Source organism: Paenibacillus harenae DSM 16969 (genome assembly GCF_000422465.1).
Classification (GTDB): Bacteria; Bacillota; Bacilli; order Paenibacillales; family Paenibacillaceae; genus Pristimantibacillus; species Pristimantibacillus harenae.
The window spans coordinates 290,310-306,447 of sequence record NZ_KE383842.1; the positions used below are offsets into that span (position 1 = coordinate 290,310).

General features: G+C 52.3%; 13 protein-coding genes. All 13 read left to right on the forward strand.

Features of this window, described 5'->3' with window-relative positions; translation table 11 throughout:
* The first annotated feature begins 59 nt into the window (after positions 1-59).
* The 13 genes from H581_RS0111380 to H581_RS0111440 all read left to right on the forward strand — a co-directional run bounded on the left by H581_RS0111380 (position 60) and on the right by H581_RS0111440 (position 16,122).
* Positions 60-428 carry a DUF4180 domain-containing protein gene (locus H581_RS0111380; RefSeq protein WP_028610093.1) on the forward strand — a complete coding sequence of 123 codons (369 nt, stop codon included), beginning with the start codon at positions 60-62 and terminating at the stop codon, positions 426-428.
* A 22-nt stretch (positions 429-450) separates the two neighbouring features.
* A complete protein-coding gene (locus tag H581_RS0111385) occupies positions 451-1,140 on the forward strand; it encodes a formylglycine-generating enzyme family protein (protein WP_028610094.1) in 690 nt (229 codons plus the stop codon).
* A 68-nt stretch (positions 1,141-1,208) separates the two neighbouring features.
* Entirely contained in the window at positions 1,209-1,631 is a 423-nt protein-coding gene (locus H581_RS0111390) for a VOC family protein (protein ID WP_028610095.1), read from the forward strand.
* 442 nt (positions 1,632-2,073) lie between these two features.
* A complete protein-coding gene (locus H581_RS0111395) occupies positions 2,074-2,934 on the forward strand; it encodes an AraC family transcriptional regulator (protein ID WP_028610096.1) in 861 nt (286 codons plus the stop codon).
* A 62-nt stretch (positions 2,935-2,996) separates the two neighbouring features.
* Positions 2,997-4,802, forward strand: coding sequence for a cache domain-containing sensor histidine kinase (locus tag H581_RS0111400; RefSeq protein WP_028610097.1), 1,806 nt, complete (start codon positions 2,997-2,999; stop codon positions 4,800-4,802).
* Positions 4,803-4,805: 3 nt separating this feature from the next.
* The gene (locus tag H581_RS0111405) at positions 4,806-6,473 is read left to right on the forward strand and encodes a response regulator (RefSeq protein WP_028610098.1); all 1,668 of its coding nucleotides are present in this window, start codon (positions 4,806-4,808) and stop codon (positions 6,471-6,473) included.
* Positions 6,474-6,646: 173 nt separating this feature from the next.
* Positions 6,647-8,221: an extracellular solute-binding protein gene (locus H581_RS0111410; RefSeq protein WP_028610099.1), complete on the forward strand. Its 1,575-nt coding sequence runs from the start codon at positions 6,647-6,649 to the stop codon at positions 8,219-8,221.
* A gap of 34 nt (positions 8,222-8,255) precedes the next feature.
* Positions 8,256-9,218 carry an ABC transporter permease gene (locus H581_RS0111415; RefSeq protein ID WP_028610100.1) on the forward strand — a complete coding sequence of 321 codons (963 nt, stop codon included), beginning with the start codon at positions 8,256-8,258 and terminating at the stop codon, positions 9,216-9,218.
* A 15-nt stretch (positions 9,219-9,233) separates the two neighbouring features.
* Positions 9,234-10,127, forward strand: a complete 894-nt coding sequence (locus H581_RS0111420) for a carbohydrate ABC transporter permease (protein WP_028610101.1) — start codon at positions 9,234-9,236, stop codon at positions 10,125-10,127.
* 41 nt (positions 10,128-10,168) lie between these two features.
* A complete protein-coding gene (locus H581_RS0111425) occupies positions 10,169-12,202 on the forward strand; it encodes an alpha-L-arabinofuranosidase C-terminal domain-containing protein (protein WP_028610102.1) in 2,034 nt (677 codons plus the stop codon).
* The gene (locus tag H581_RS0111430) at positions 12,199-13,959 is read left to right on the forward strand and encodes a glycoside hydrolase family 2 protein (protein WP_028610103.1); all 1,761 of its coding nucleotides are present in this window, start codon (positions 12,199-12,201) and stop codon (positions 13,957-13,959) included. Before H581_RS0111425 ends, H581_RS0111430 begins: the two co-directional genes overlap by 4 nt.
* A gap of 238 nt (positions 13,960-14,197) precedes the next feature.
* On the forward strand, positions 14,198-14,734 hold the full coding sequence (locus H581_RS0111435) for a MerR family transcriptional regulator (protein WP_028610104.1): 537 nt from the start codon (positions 14,198-14,200) through the stop codon (positions 14,732-14,734).
* A gap of 125 nt (positions 14,735-14,859) precedes the next feature.
* The gene (locus H581_RS0111440; RefSeq protein ID WP_028610105.1) at positions 14,860-16,122 is read left to right on the forward strand and encodes an FAD-binding protein; all 1,263 of its coding nucleotides are present in this window, start codon (positions 14,860-14,862) and stop codon (positions 16,120-16,122) included.
* The last annotated feature ends 16 nt before the right edge of the window (positions 16,123-16,138 follow it).

Sequence of the window (16,138 nt, forward strand, 5' to 3'; positions counted from 1 at the left end):
CAATAACGGATAATGTGATAGAATTTACCAATAGATATTTGATGACTAGGAGGGCGATTATGCATATAACGAAGATAGAAGCAGGCGGAGGAAATATTGCCGTCGTAAGCGGCGACGGGGTTTTAATTACGGATGTTCAATCCGCGTTGGATTTCATCGCAACCGTCAGATACGAGGCAGACTGCGACCGTTTCGTGATCAACAAATCCCTGCTGAGCGAAAGCTTTTTCGATTTGAAAACACGCTTAGCTGGCGAAATTCTACAAAAATTCATCAATTATCACGTGAAGGCCGCCATTGTCGGGGATTTTTCCGCATATTCAAGCCGAAGCCTGCAAGACTTTATTTATGAATGCAACTGCGGACGCGATTTCTTTTTCTTGCCGACCGAACAAGAAGCGATTGAAAGGTTAAGCAAGGCGAAATAGAAGATATACGCGAGGAAGATAGGTGTCGAACGCACGGCATAATGATACTGGGTATCCGATGGTAAAAATTCCTGCAGGTGAAATTGAATTAAGAGACGATCGGATAAAGACGATATGGACGGTTAATGTGAATTCTTTTTTGCTCGCACCGGTTCCTGTTACGAAAGCTTTATATTTCTCGATCGCGCAGCAGACGGCTGACCCTATTGACGAACCTCAGGCACCGGTTACGGATGTCTCATGGCATGATGCTATTCTGTTCTGTAACTTGCTTTCCCGGCTCTCGGGTCTAAAGGAATGTTACTCGGTAATCGGCAGCGGCGGGGATGTCGTCTGCAACTGGGAGGCGGACGGCTATCGTCTTCCTACAGAAGCGGAATGGCAGCATGCTTGCAAAGCGGGAACGGACGGTTACCGGTACGGCGAGCTCGATGAAATCGCTTGGTACAAGGAAAACTCCGGGGGCAAGGTACATGAGGCAGGCTTAAAGCTCCCGAATGCATGGGGGCTCTATGATATGTTAGGGAATGTATGGGAGTGGTGCTGGGATCTATACGATGTGAAAGTATATGATTCCTACAGAATTTTCCGCGGCGGCAGCTGGGCGGAAGAGGCCAGGGGCTGCGGGGCGACTTGCCGGCGCCGCAGTCACCCTTCGTTCCGGATTGATGATCTCGGCTTTCGTCTTGCCAGGTCCGTTTTTTACAAGTAATACGTCCGATTAGATGTAATAATAACGTTAAGCGTTTTATCATCCTGTTTCGGGACGGAGGACAAGCAATGAAACCAAGAATTACCGTACTTACACTAGGCGTAGATGATCTGGAAAAGTCGCTTGCTTTCTACCGGGACGGTCTGGGATTGCCGACGGAAGGCATCGTCGGGAGAGAATTCGAGCATGGCGCCGTTGCTTTTTTTGACATGCAGCCGGGTTTGAAGCTCGCCATTTGGAGCCGCGGCGATCTTTCTCATGAAACCAAAGTTCCCCTATCGCCGCCCAGCTCATCCGAATTGACAATCGGTCACAACGTTGGCAGCAAAGAAGAAGTGGATGCGATCATGTCTCAAGCCCAAAGGGCGGGAGCCGTCATTACGGATCCTGCGCATGAAGCTTTCTGGGGAGGCTATTCCGGGCATTTCCTTGATCCGGACGGCCATTTGTGGGAGGTCGTATGGAATCCGGCATGGGATATCGGGGATTGATACAACCATTCGACTGCATGCCTACACTGGAATTCATCCGGCGTAAGAGCGGGTTTTCGTCCTATTAGGTGGCTATAGTGGATTTCATCCAGTGGAAAAAGCACCGTATCCGAGAATGAGTCCTCAAACAGATAAAGTTACTGTGAAGAATACGGGTTAGGCCGAAAATAGGATGTGATGCACGAAAGTTACTGTACGAAATCCAGTATAGGCTAGACAGCCCCTTTTTTTTTACGATAGTAGACTATTCCGACAGCCGTGAATACGGCTTTAGGGATAGTCTATTTTTAATTTATCATTATGTGAGGTTATCTCGACAAATCTCATGCACTCATATTATGATAACACTGAATCTATTCATTTTTACTTTCTCTTTTTCTGCTTCCTCTATTGTCATTATGTAATAAATTGTGAAAAAAGTTGGATGGAGTGAACCCGTATGATGCAGGAGTACGAATATGAATTTGCGGATTTTATATACTATACACCCGGATATCTGGACAAAGAAGGACATTTGTGGCCCGTCCGGGCTGGACGCAGTATCGCCAAGACCAACTACAAGGCAGGGCCAAAGAGGATCGAATGCTACAGCCTTCACTTCGTACTGGAGGGGATGGTCGCGGTCGAGTACGAGGGCGGACGGATTGAGCTGCAAAAGAACGATATGTTTTGTTTGTATCCGGGGCGAACGTATTATTATTATATGCTCCCCTCGGATTCGTCTCTTCAAATGAGCTGGCTGGCGCTGGATGGCGACAGGGTCAAGCCGTTATTGGAGCTGGCCGGCTTGTCGCCGGAAAAACCGTTTCTCAGGAAGCAGGGCTCCCCTGGCATTCTGGATTCGGCCGAACGCGTGATTCATGCGATGGACAGCGTTGAGCGGTGGAACCCGGCTGTGTCGCTGGAGCTGCAAGCTCTGGTATGCGGGCTGTTTGCCGGATTAATCCCGGAATCGGCTTCAACCAAGATGACTGAGCCGGCCGGGTGGATTCAGGAATGCATGAATTTTATGGAGCTGCATGCCACGGAGGGCATTTCCGTACAGCAGGTTGCCGCGTTTGCGGGAGTGAACCGCTCGTACTTCTCCAACGTGTTCGCCAGTCAGGTAGGAATGCCTCCCATGAAGTATTTACAGAAGATCCGCATGGAGAAGGCAAAGCGGTTCCTGAAAGAAACGGACGCGACCATTACGGAGATTGCTCTTTCTCTCGGCTATCAGGACTTATATTCGTTCACGAGGGCTTTCAAAATCTATTATGAAGTCTCCCCGTCAACGATCCGTAAGCTGAATGAGAATAACTGATCTCACATTCGAAAGCGCTTGCAAGAAAACGCGTCTCATGGAAGGAAAGGAGTTCACCCGATATGAAGCTATCCTCTCTTCGAAGATTAATTTCGCCGACTATGAGCATTCAGGGGAAAATCTTTATCGCCTTTAGTCTGGTTACTCTTCTCTCCATCGTAACCATTACCGCCATCGTCTATATGAATATGCGCGAGACGATTAAGAAGAACGCGGTCACCTCAGTGACGGACAGCATCCGTCAGGCGGATGAATCCCTCAATATTATGCTGGAGGAGATCGACCGGCTGAACACCGTCGTTGTGACCAACAAGAATACGGTTATCGATACGTTGTTAAGCCCATCGGAGGAGATTAGCTATGAATGGTTCCAGGAGCAGAAGAGGATTGATGAATTTTTATCTGTTCTAATCGATTATAAGCCCTATATTTCGCGCATTGCGGTTGTCGGACTGAACGGAAAGGTGTTCTTCTCCGGAGGCCCTTGGCTGGACCGTACCGTTCTGGAGACGGAAATGATGGATTATATGCTGCGCAACGGATCGCAGCATGCGTATTTTAAGCCGGCAGGGGTGATGGATGTCATTACGGTCGGACGTGAAATTCGTTACAACCGGGAGACCGTCGGCGTCGTAATGGTGGATTTATCCTATGATTTTATCAAAAAGACGTACGGCGTGAAGCCGACCGCGGACAGCATGATGTATGTGCTGGATAAGCAGAACGGATTTGTCTATCAATCCGAATCGGCGCCTGACGGCTCCGCTCCTTCGGTAGAAACCATTGTGAGGATGAATGAGGAAATCGCCAGGCCCGGCAGCGTCGTCGAACAAGAGATTGACGGCAGGCCGTATATCGTCGTCAGCCGCAAATCCATGAATACGGGCTGGACAACCCTGGCGCTGATTCCGCTGGATTCGCTGCTTAGCGAGTCCACCCGAATCCGCAATTTATTGGCCGAGGTATCGGTCATTGTTTTCGTCGTCGTCTTGATCGGTTCCCATCAGGTATCTTCCCGGATCACCATCAATATCCGGCGGTTAAAATCGATGATGATGCTGGTGAAGGACGGGAATTTGACCTTTCCGAAAACGGAAATTAAAACGAAGGATGAAATCGGCCACCTGTACCATGTTTTTATCAGCATGGTAGAGGAATTGAAACGGCTGCTCGAAGGAATACGGATGAGCGAGAAAGAGAAGCGCGAGGCCGAGTTGACGGCGCTGCAGGCGCAGATACGGCCCCATTTTCTATATAATTCGCTCAACACGATCAAATATTTGGCTAAACTGAACAACGTTCCTAATATCGTTGAGGTGTCCGGCTCGTTAATTGACCTGATGCGGAGCGTGCTCGGAAATTCTAGTGAATTTCTGACGGTGCGGGAGGAGCTTCATTATGTATACAGTTATATATCGATCGAGAAATACAAACACATGGAGCCAATCGAGGTGCATACGGAGATCGAAGACGAGGCTTTGCTGCAATGCCGCGTGCTGAAGCTGATGCTGCAGCCTCTCGTAGAGAATGCCATGATTCATGGCATCGGTCCGTCAGGGCAAGGAGGCTATGTGCTGATTCGGGTCTACGGCGAACGGAATGATCTTATGATCGAAGTGACGGATAACGGCAAAGGCATGACGCCGGAGCAAATGGATTTTCTATTGGGAGAGGCGGGCAAGCACGAGGCGCCGTCACGCTTTAGCGGCATGGGGGTGCACAGCGTGCATGAACGGATTGTTCGAATGTACGGCGATCCCTACGGCGTAAAGCTGTACAGCGAGCCCGGATTATTTACAAAGGCAGAAATCCGGTTTCCCAAATTATGCGGGACGGATATGTCCAAATTCGGTAAAGAGGTGATATGAGTCATGCTTCAGGTACTGCTGGTAGACGACGAGCCATTGGTGCGTCATGAACTTAGGACACTGTTGGATTGGGAAAAGAATGGATTCGAGATATGCGGAGAAGCGTACAACGGGGCAATCGCCCTGGAGATGATCGAGCAATCTCCGCCTCACATCGCCATTATCGACGTGAATATGCCCGAGATGAACGGCGTGGAGCTCAATCGAACGATTAGAGAAAGATTTCCCCCGATCAAGACGATCATGCTCAGCAGCTTTGACGATTACGATTACGTTCGCGAGTGCCTGAAGAATGGGGCAGTCGATTATCTATTAAAGCACCGGTTGGACGCAGCAACGCTTCTCACCATGTTGAACAAAGCGGTACTGGATTTGCGGCAGGAGCAACGGTTGCATGAAAACCGCATTGCCAACGGTAAAATGGCCGAGAGGCTGAATCCCGTGCTCATCCGCGATCATTTGGCGGAGCTGGTGAGGGGGAATAAGGATGCCGCAGCGGAGTTTGAAGCCTATGCGCGCAGCAACAGCCTGTACCCGGGGGCGGTCAGCTATGCGGCAGCGGCCGTTCAAATCGTTCCTTTCCTGCTGCTCACGGAATCGTACAGCGACGTGCAAACGAACAGACTGGTACAGCAGGCCGTCGATATTATGCAGCAGAGCTTGGGCGATATCCATGAGCGGACAGCCGCTTATGCGGGGGACGGGAGAATGATCGTCGTGCTTGCCTTCAAGGAGCGCAGCGAGCATGCATCCGCGAGTGAGGCAGGCAGGCTGGTGAGCAAGCTTCAGCATTCGCTTGAGCTGTTTCTGAATTTGAAGTGCGTCTATGCGGTCGGTCACGCATGCGGCAGCTTATCGCAGATCGGAGCAAGCTACGCTTCAGCCGGGCGGGCGCTGGATGTTTCTCCCTCCATAGAGCCGCCCGCCGCCGGCAAGTCTTCCGGGGATTCGGAGCAAGCGGAGGAACGGCGAAGAAGCGTATATAACCAGCGTGTTTCCTTGACCATTGAGGAGCAGAAGCAAATTCTTCTCGCCATCGAGAGGTTAGACAAGGAAGGCATGCATAGCTTGATAGCCTCCGTGTTGGCCGCCATTCGCAATCAGCCGATTCATTCCCATACGGTGCAGATGATCGTCAGCGAGCTGCTGCACACCGGCGATAAGGTTTTGAAAAAATGGATGCCGATCCATTCGCCTGAAGCTTCAACGGACGAGCTTCCCTCTCGCAGCGAGCTCGGGAGGATCGGCAGCATCTTGGAATTGGAGCATTGGCTGCAGTCGTACTTCGCCGGCTTGCTGACATTATTGAAGCGGCGGCAGGTAACCGGTTCCTATTCACGGCATGTGTCGCAGGCGATCGATTTCATCCTGGAACGGTATACGGGATATGTCACGTTAGAGCTGACGGCGGGTACGATCGGCCTGAACCCTTCTTATTTAAGCAGGCTATTCAAAGAAGAGACGAATTCGACCTTCTCCGAATACGTGAACCGGGTCCGCATCGATGCAGGCCGTAAGCTGATTGAGAGCGGTCAGTATTCGATCAAACAGATCAGCAATCAAGTGGGCTTCACCACACACAACTATTTTTTCAAAGTGTTCAAGGAGATAACGGGGATGACGCCGCAGGAATATTTGAACAGCTTGGGACGGGGGAGAGCGGAGAAGTAGCCGTGCTCATTCCACGCAGCTGAAGACGGCGGATCACGGCCAATCCGTAAAATAAGTGGAGTAAATAGTCATATTATTGTAATTTGCGGCAGTTTCAGGTGAATTATAATGAATTCACACCACGGTAAACGCTTACAAACGTCGGTGAATAAAAAAGCGGAGGTCACGGATTTATGCGTAAACACTGGGGAAGTTATGCGATTAGCACGGTAATTGCAACCAGCTTGGTGCTCGCCGGATGCAGTTCCGGTGCCGGTTCGAACAAAGAGACAGAGGACGAGGTTCCATCCGAAAGCGTCGTTCAAACCGATGGATTCCCGATCGTGGAGGAACCGGTCAAGCTTAAGATGTTCACCCGGATCGCACCGGTTAACGGTCCGTTCAAGGATATGCCGGTGTTCCAGGATTATGAGAAAATGAGCAATGTGCAGGTGGAATTCATCGAAGCGCCGACAGACGGCTTCCCGGAGAAGAAAAATCTGTTGTTCGCTTCAAATGAGCTTCCGGATGCTCTCTACCGTTCGGGCCTGTCGCCGCTCGAAGCGGTCCGCTACGGATCGGCAGGCCAATTGATTCCGCTGGAAGACCTGATCGACGAATACGCTCCAAATTTAAAAAACCTGATGGAGGAATATCCTGAGATCCGCGCGGCCATCACGACGCCGGAAGGCCACATTTACGCCATTCCGGGTATTGTGACGCTGGGCGCGGCGCGTACGGATAAGAAATGGATTAACAAAAGCTGGTTGGATAAGCTCGGCCTGAAGGAGCCGGAGACGACAGAGGATCTGTACCAAGCATTGGTCGCTTTCCGGGATCAGGATCCGAACGGGAACGGGAAGCCGGATGAAATTCCGATGACCGCCCGTCAAGGGCTGTCGGTGGTCACGATGATGACCGGATCATTCGGTCTGGATTTGCAGCTCGGCTACAATATCAATCTTGACAATGACAAGGTCGACATTTGGATGGGCAGCGAACGGAATAAAGAGATGCTGATGTATTTAAATAAGCTTTATAAGGAGAAGCTGCTGGATCAGGAGATATTCTCGCATAAGGAAGCGCAATATCTGGCCAAGCAAGGCTCCGGCAACGCGGGATTTTTCTTCGACCAGACGAACAATAATTTCCTGTCGATCCAGGAGCAATATACGGGGATCGCGCCTCCGACAGGTCCTCAAGGGGATCGTCTGCAAAGTCAAGCCTCGCCTGTCGCGCGGGACTTTGGAGCCTTTGCCGTCACGTCCGTCAATAAATATCCGGAAGTCACGATGCGCTGGATCGATTATTTCTTCAGCGACGAAGGCTCCACCTTGCTGAGGTTCGGCAGAGAAGGCGAGCATTACGAGCTGAAGGACGGAATCCCGTACTACACGGAAGAATTCCTGAAGGACATCACTAATCAAGCGAAAATAACGCCGTACGCCGGTGGCGGAGCGCCGCACATCATCAGCGACAAGGTTGCCTCCTTTATCAATCCTCCTCAGGTGCAAGCGGCGCAGGAGAAGCTGGATCCGTTCATGCCGGAGGTCCGCTACGCGGCTCCGATGTTCGACGAGCAAACGGCGCAGCAGGTCAACGTATTGCGCAACGATATCGACAAATATTACGAGGAGCAGAGCACGAAATTTATTGTCGGCGCGCTCAGCTTCGATAAGTGGGAAGAATTCCAATCCACGCTGAAGAAGATGAAGGTCGACGAGCTGGAGAAGCTTTATCAGGATGCCTATGACAAGATGGAGAAATAAAGTAGATCCCACCATGGATAAGGAGTAGATGCTCATGAAGAGCGTGCAAGCCGATGCGACGGCTGCTCTGCCTCGGAGCCATACGGGACGCGGTAACCGGCTGTTAAGGCAAATGGGCAAGCGCTACGATCTGTACCTCATGCTGCTGCTGCCGATGGTCTGGTATTTGGTCTTTCACTACGGACCGCTATATGGGCTGCAAATCGCGTTTAAAAATTTCAACCCGGCAAAGGGGATTGTCGGCAGCAGCTGGGAAGGCTTTGCTCACTTCGAACGTTTTTTTGATTCTTATTATTTCTGGAGGCTCCTCTGGAACACCGTATCGATCAATCTGTTTTCTCTGTTGATTGCATTCCCGATTCCGATCCTTCTGGCATTGATTATTAGTGAAATCCGGAGCAAAACGTTCAGCAAGTGGCTGCAAAATATAACGTACATTCCCCACTTTATATCGGTTGTCGTCATGGTGGGCATTCTGACGGTGTTCCTGTCGCCAAAAACCGGTCCGGTCAATATTCTGATCGAGGCGTTCGGCGGCACGCCGATCCGATTTCTGGAGGAAGCCGGCTGGTTCAAGACGATTTTTATCGGCTCGAACATCTGGCAAAACATGGGGTGGCAGTCGATCATCTATATTGCGGCGCTTAGCGGAGTCAATCCGCAGCTGTATGAAGCAGCCAAGATGGACGGGGCGACCAGGCTGCGGCGCATCTGGCATGTGTCCTTGCCGGGCATCGTTCCCGTAATCGTTATTTTACTCATCCTGGATATCGGCCATTTCATGAACATCGGGTTTGAGAAAATTCTATTGCTGCAAAACAATTTGAATCTGGAATCCAGCGATGTGATCTCCACGTTTGTTTATACAACGGGCATTCTGAAGGGAGAATACAGCTACACCGCTGCGATCGGGCTTTTCAACTCGGTCATTAATCTCATGCTGCTGCTGCTCGTGAACCGGTTTGCCCGCAAAACGGCAGAGACGAGCTTATGGTAAAGGAGGTGCCCTGCAATGTCGAAGCAAGCAACCATAAGAAGCACTTCGGATGACCGGGCGTTCGACGCAATCGTGTACGCGATTGCCGCGGTTATTATGATTATCGTGCTTTACCCGCTTATATTTATTGTCAGCGCTTCATTCAGCGATCCGGCAAGAACGCTGAACGGGGAAGTATGGCTGCTCCCGAAGAGCGTTACGCTGGATGCTTACACGAATATTTTGCATAACGAAAAAATCTGGACCGGTTACCGCAACACCATCCTGTATACGGCGGTCGGCACGTTCATTAACATCATCATGACGATATTGGCGGCGTATCCGCTGTCAAGACCGGATCTTCCCGGACGCAAGGTCATGATGGTCATTATCACGCTCACTATGTTTTTCAGCGGAGGGCTGATTCCGACCTATCTGCTGGTCAAAGAATTGGGGATGGTCGATACGATGTGGTCGCTGATTGTTCCCGGCGCGATCGCCACGTACAATCTGATCGTCATGCGAACGTATTTCCAGGCAAGTATTCCCTGGGAGCTGCAGGAGGCTGCCCATATGGACGGTTGCTCCAATTGGCGGCTGCTTCTCAACATTATTCTGCCGTTATCCAAGCCGATTTTAGCGGTTATGGTCCTGTTCTACGCGGTAGGCCATTGGAATTCGTTTTTTAACGCGCTCATCTATATTCGGGATGAAGCCCTGCATCCGCTTCAGCTTGTGCTGCGCGAAATTTTGATGATCAGCCAATCCGATGCCGTGGACAGCACCGTCGGGCTGGAAGACAAGATCCTGCTTGCCGAGAGCATTAAATACGCGGTTATCATCGTCTCCAGTCTGCCCGTATTAATGATGTATCCTTTTGTGCAGCGGCATTTTGTTAAGGGCGTCATGATCGGCTCGATCAAAGGTTAACTTGGAAGCCCTTATAAAATATCCCAAATGGAGGCTTTATGTTGAAAACGAATGCAACGATTACGATTGACTGCAGCCGGACGAGCGGGCATGCGATCAACCCTTACCTCTTCGGTCATTTCGTGGAGGATATCCGGGACCATATGGAAGCGATGCTCGCGTATCCGTTGAAGGACATGGACTTTGAAAGCGAAGCCGAAGCGAAGAGGGCGGTTTCCGGAAGCTGGGCTGCCTATACGAACGGAAGGAATACCCAATATGCGCTGGAAGCGCCGGCCCCGAAGCACTCGGGGCGCGCACAACGCATCCGTGTGCTGAGCGACGACGAAGCCTATGCGGGCATTGCTCAGAAAGCGGCTTTGAAGGGACCGACGGATTACACGGTCAAACTTGTTGCGCGTGCATCCATCGAGCTCCGGTATGTATTCATTGACGCGGTTGACCGGCGGACGGAGGAACTGCTCGGCCGGGTGCGCGTCGACCTCGAAAGCCATAACTGGCAGACATACGATGTACAGCTGCCCGTATCCCGCGCTTGCTCCGAAGCCGAGATTCGGATCTATGTACCGGCCGGGCACCCGAGATGGGTCGATCATGTGTCGACCGGGATGCTCTGGCTCGATCATGTTTCGCTGTTGCCTGTGGACAGCATCGGAATGGTGAAGCGCGAGATTGTCGAGATGACGCGGGACCTTAACGCCGGCATGATGAGACTCGCCGGCAATTACATCAGCGCTTATCATTGGGAGCATGGCGTAGGTCCCGTGCTGGAGCGGCCCGTCATGTTCAATGAAGCCTGGGGCGGGTGGACAAGCAAATATTTCGGCACCGACGAATTTATCCAATTTTGCCGTGAGCTGCAGGTGGAGCCGCTGATCTGCGTGAACGACGGCTCCGGCACGCCCGAGGAAGCCGCTCAGTGGGTGGAATACTGCAACGGAGGCATCGATACGCCGATGGGTGCAAGGCGGGCAGCGAACGGTCACCTTGAACCGTACCATGTCCGGTATTGGGAGATCGGCAATGAAGTGTGGGGGCAGTGGCAGGTGGGAACATGCTCCGCGAACGAGTTCGCGGAACGTACGATTCCATTCGTGCAGGCCATGAAGGCGGTGGACCCTTCCATCGTTATTCTGGCTTGCGGGCATTTCGATCAGGAATGGAACAAGTCGGTGCTGGAAATTGCAGGCGAGCATATCGACTATTTGACGATGCACATCTATCACGGTTACGGACTCTTCGGGATGAACCCGAACAGCCCGGCGGAGGAGCGGTATAAGGCGATCGCTTCTTATCCCGAATGGACGCGTTACCACGTTCGACAGGCGGAGGAGCATATCCGCTCGAATGCGAAGCATAGCCATGTGAAGCTGGCCATCACCGAGTACAACACGATGTATTATCCGAATACGATCAGAAAAGGGCTGCCGAACGAGCATACGCTGGGGGCGGCGGTAGCCAATGCCGCCAACCTGAATGAAATGCTTCGCTGCAGCGATATGATCCACATCGGCAGCTTCTCCGATCTGGTGAACGGCTGGCTCGGGGGATGCATACGCGTTGGCGATTATTATGCCGATCAATACTGCGGCAAGGAATCGGGCTGGAGCGGCCGTCCCCTTACCGTGTACGGAACGCCGACCTATGAAGTATTAAAGCTGTATGCGGGCCGTGACATCCGGCATATGCTACCGGTCGAAACCGTATGCGGCACCTTCTCCGTTCAGGCGCTCAAGACGACGCCGATCGGACTTGACGCGCTTCCGGATTTGGACATCGCGGCATGCGCGAATGAAGACCGGAGCCTCGTTACCGTATTTATCGTAAACCGCAGCTTGCAGGAAGTGAAAGCAGAGCTGAGCTTGGACGCCTTCGGGGCGGATGGGGACACGATCCTGCATGAAATTACGGGGGAATCCTTTGACGACATCAATTCCGTGTTTGAACCGGAGCGTATCGTCTGCACCGGCAGCAAGGTGCCGATTGCCGCATGGCGGGAAGGTTACCCGCTGCGTCCATTCTCCGTCTATGCCATTGAAATCAAGGCGCAGCAAGGAACGGGAGGCCGGGCATGACGACCAAAGCCTACACCAAGGATTACCCGAGGCCGCAATTCGTGCGCAATAATTGGCTGAATTTAAACGGCGAATGGAGCTTCCGCTTCGATGACCGCAATGCCGGGGAGAAGGAGAAGTGGCAGGAGAAGCTTGACGGGACGCATGCGATAAACGTGCCTTTTACTTACGAAACCAAGGCGAGCGGGATCGGCGAGGAGCAATTCCATCCGTACGTGTGGTATCGCAAATCGGTTCATATACCGAAGGAGGCCGAAGGAAAACGGGTCATTCTGCATTTCCAGGCTGTCGATTATATCGCCAAGGTATGGATCAATGGCGCGATGGCCGGCCGGCACCAAGGGGGCTACGCGGCATTTTCCTTCGATATTACCCCTTATCTAGTATTTGGTGCAGATAATTATGTGACGGTCAAGGCCGAGGACAGCGACAGCTGCACCCAGCCGCGGGGCAAGCAGCGCTGGACCAAGGATAACTTCGAATGCTTCTATGTCCAGACGACCGGAATATGGCAGACGGTATGGCTTGAATACGTGGAGGAGCAGCGGCTTGACGCCGTCAAAATAACGCCGGATATCGACCGCAATAACGTCCGGTTTGATTATCAGGTGCACGGGGCGGAAGCGGCCGCCGGTTTGAGGCTGGAAGCCGTTATTACATTGAAGGGCAAACCCGTCAAGCAGGTAAGCCTAATCGTGGATCGCCCGTGCCAGACCGTTGAAGTCGATCTGGTGCATGAGGCGAACGGACCGTGGAAGAAATGCTACTGGTCGCCCAAGCATCCGAACTTATATGATGTTGAATTCGTCCTGTACTCGGGCGATAAGGTGATGGACAGGGTATTCTCCTACTTCGGGATGAGGAAGATCTCCATTGAAAAAGGGAAGGTGCTGCTGAATAATTCACCGGTCTACCAGCGGCTGATATTGGATCAGGGGTATTGGACGGATAGTCATTTAACACCGCCGAACGAGGAAGCCCTCATTGAAGATATCGACCATATTCTGGCGATGGGCTACAACGGCGTACGCAAGCATATGAAAATTGAAGACGCCCGTTTCCTCTATTGGTGCGATGTGAAGGGGCTGCTGGTATGGTCCGAAATGGCGGCGACCTTCGAGTTTCACGACAACGCGGTCGAAGCGTTTACGAACGAATGGCTGGAAATCGTCCGCCGGCAATATAACCATCCGAGCATTATTACTTGGGTGCCGTTCAATGAATCGTGGGGGATCGCGTCCATCCTCCGCGATAAGAGACAGCAGAAATTTACCGAGGGCATCTACCATCTGACCAAGTCAATTGATCCGTATCGCCCGGTCATTACGAATGACGGTTGGGAGCATACGGTTTCGGATATTCTGACGCTGCATGATTATGTCGGAACCGGCGAAGGCTTTTTGAAGCGTTATGCGGACAAGGATGCCATTGTTACGAATGAATCGACTTGCAACCATTGGAAGTACGCCTTTGCCGAAGGGTATGCATACAAGGGGCAGCCGATAATCATCAGCGAATTCGGCGGGATTGCCTACCAGTCGGATAAGGGCTGGGGCTACGGTGAACAGGTTTCCTCGGACGAGGAGTTTCTGAAACGGTTCGCCGGCCTCATTCAAGCGATTAAGAGCGTGGATTATATAAGCGGGTTCTGCTATACGCAGCTGGCCGACGTTCAGCAGGAAATCAACGGCCTTCTTACGGAAGCCCGGCAGCCGAAAATCCCGTTAGACAAGATCAAAGAGATTAATTTGGGTTGATTTACGTTCCAAGGGAGGACCAATCGGTCGGTCGTATTTGCGTTGTGAAGGTGAAACGAATGGTGAACGAGTAGAGCAAAAGCAGCCTGCCCTCGGATGAGGAACGGGCTGCTTTTTTGCATGATCACTCGTAAAAAGCACTTTTTTTATCGAATCGGCACTACCTTTGTCACCCTTGCAGGAAGCCGCTTCCGGGCAGCTAATATATAGTTAGAAAAACTGAAGCGGAGGGATAGAAATGGGTGCTTTGAAAACGAAGGATGCCGCAGATCTGATTTCCGTCAGCCAAACGACGATCAAACGTTGGGCTTCCACTTTCCCGGATTGTTTTCAAAAGGACAGGTTCGGCCACTATATATTCTCGGAGCATGATATCGGCTTGCTCAAACACATTAAAGAACGCATCGATCACGGGGATCACTTGGACAGCATTCATCTTAACGGAGACAAGAAGCGGCCTGCGAGTCGACAGGAAGAGACCCCGCCGCATGCCGATGCTTCGGCTGCGGAAGAGCTGTTAACCCGAATCGAGCAAGTCGAACGCTCGCTTCAACAGAAAGCCGACGAAGTCGTGTCGGTTCAGCTGCGCGGGCAGCGCGAGGAACTCGAGGAGCTGCGGCAAATGATCGTGCAATTAGCCGCGGCCGTAGAAACGATTCAGACGCCAAGCGTCAGAAACCGACCGGTGCACGACGAGACTCACCCGGCCGCCGCCAAGCCTCAGGCCTCTCCGAAGAAACGCGGCTTGCTGCGCTCTATTTTCACCTTTCTATAAGACACTGCCCTATGAATAATACTCCTGAACCTGATTTGGATGCCGTTTCAACTCTTGTTAAATTTGTTATCAATAGATATTCTAATACATAGAGTTCATCCAAATGGGTAAGGAGCGTTGCATAAGTGGAAAATGAACGTAACTGGGCTGGCAATTACAGGTATGGCGCCACGGAAATCCTTGTCCCCGACAGCATGGAGCAAGTACAGGAAATGGTGGCTAGGCGTAATCGGGTGAAGGTGCTCGGCTCGCGCCATTCCTTTAATGGAATCGCGGATACGGCCGCAAGCCATCTCTCGCTGCAAAACCTGAACCGTGTCATCGCGCTGGACCGGACGAGCCATAAGGTAACGGTCGAGGCCGGAATCCGGTACGGAGAGCTGTGCAAGTACCTCGATAGCCATGGCTATGCGCTGCATAATTTGGCGTCGCTGCCGCATATTACCGTCGCGGGCGCATGCGCGACGGCGACGCACGGTTCCGGCGACCGGAACGGCAGTCTCGCAACGGCGGTTCATGCCCTGGAGCTCGTGAAAGCGGACGGAGAGGCAGTCGTATTCTCGCGCGATCAACAAGGCGGCGACGCCGCCGGGGCGGTCGTCGGACTCGGGGCGCTGGGCGTTGTCACGAAGCTCACGCTGGACGTGATCCCGGCGTTCGAGATGAGCCAGCGCGTGTACGAGAATCTGCCGCTCGCGCAGCTGGAACATCATTTTGACGATCTATTCTCAAGCGCTTACAGCGTCAGCTTGTTTACGGACTGGAAGGAACCGTCCTTTAACCAGGTTTGGATAAAACGGAGAGCAACGCAGGCATCCGCCCAGGCGGAGCCGGCGTTATTCGGCGCGACGCCGGCAGCGGGGAATCGGCACCCGGTGCCCGGCTTCAATACGGATAATTGCAGCGAGCAGATGGGCGTTCCCGGACCGTGGTACGAACGAATGCCGCATTTTCGCATGGATTTCACTCCGAGCGCCGGGGAAGAGCTGCAAAGCGAATACTTCGTTCCCCGACAATATGCCTATCAAGCGCTGTGCGCAATTGATCGTCTAAGGGAGCGGATAGCGCCTCTACTATACGTCTCCGAGGTTCGTACGATTGCCGCGGACGATCTGTGGATGAGCCCCTGCTACAAGCGGGATTCGGTCGCGGTCCATTTTACGTGGAAAGCGGATGGGGAGGCGGTTCGGCAAGTATTGCCGATGATCGAAGAGCTGCTTGCGCCCTTTCATGCCCGTCCGCACTGGAGCAAGCTGTTTGCCATGACGCCCGCCCGGCTGCAATCGCTCTACGAGAAGCTGCCGGACTTTAGGCAATTGACGAAGCGCTTGGATCCGGATGGAAAGTTCCGCAACGAATACTTGGATACTTATATCATGGAGAACTAATTTTTTTATTTTTGTC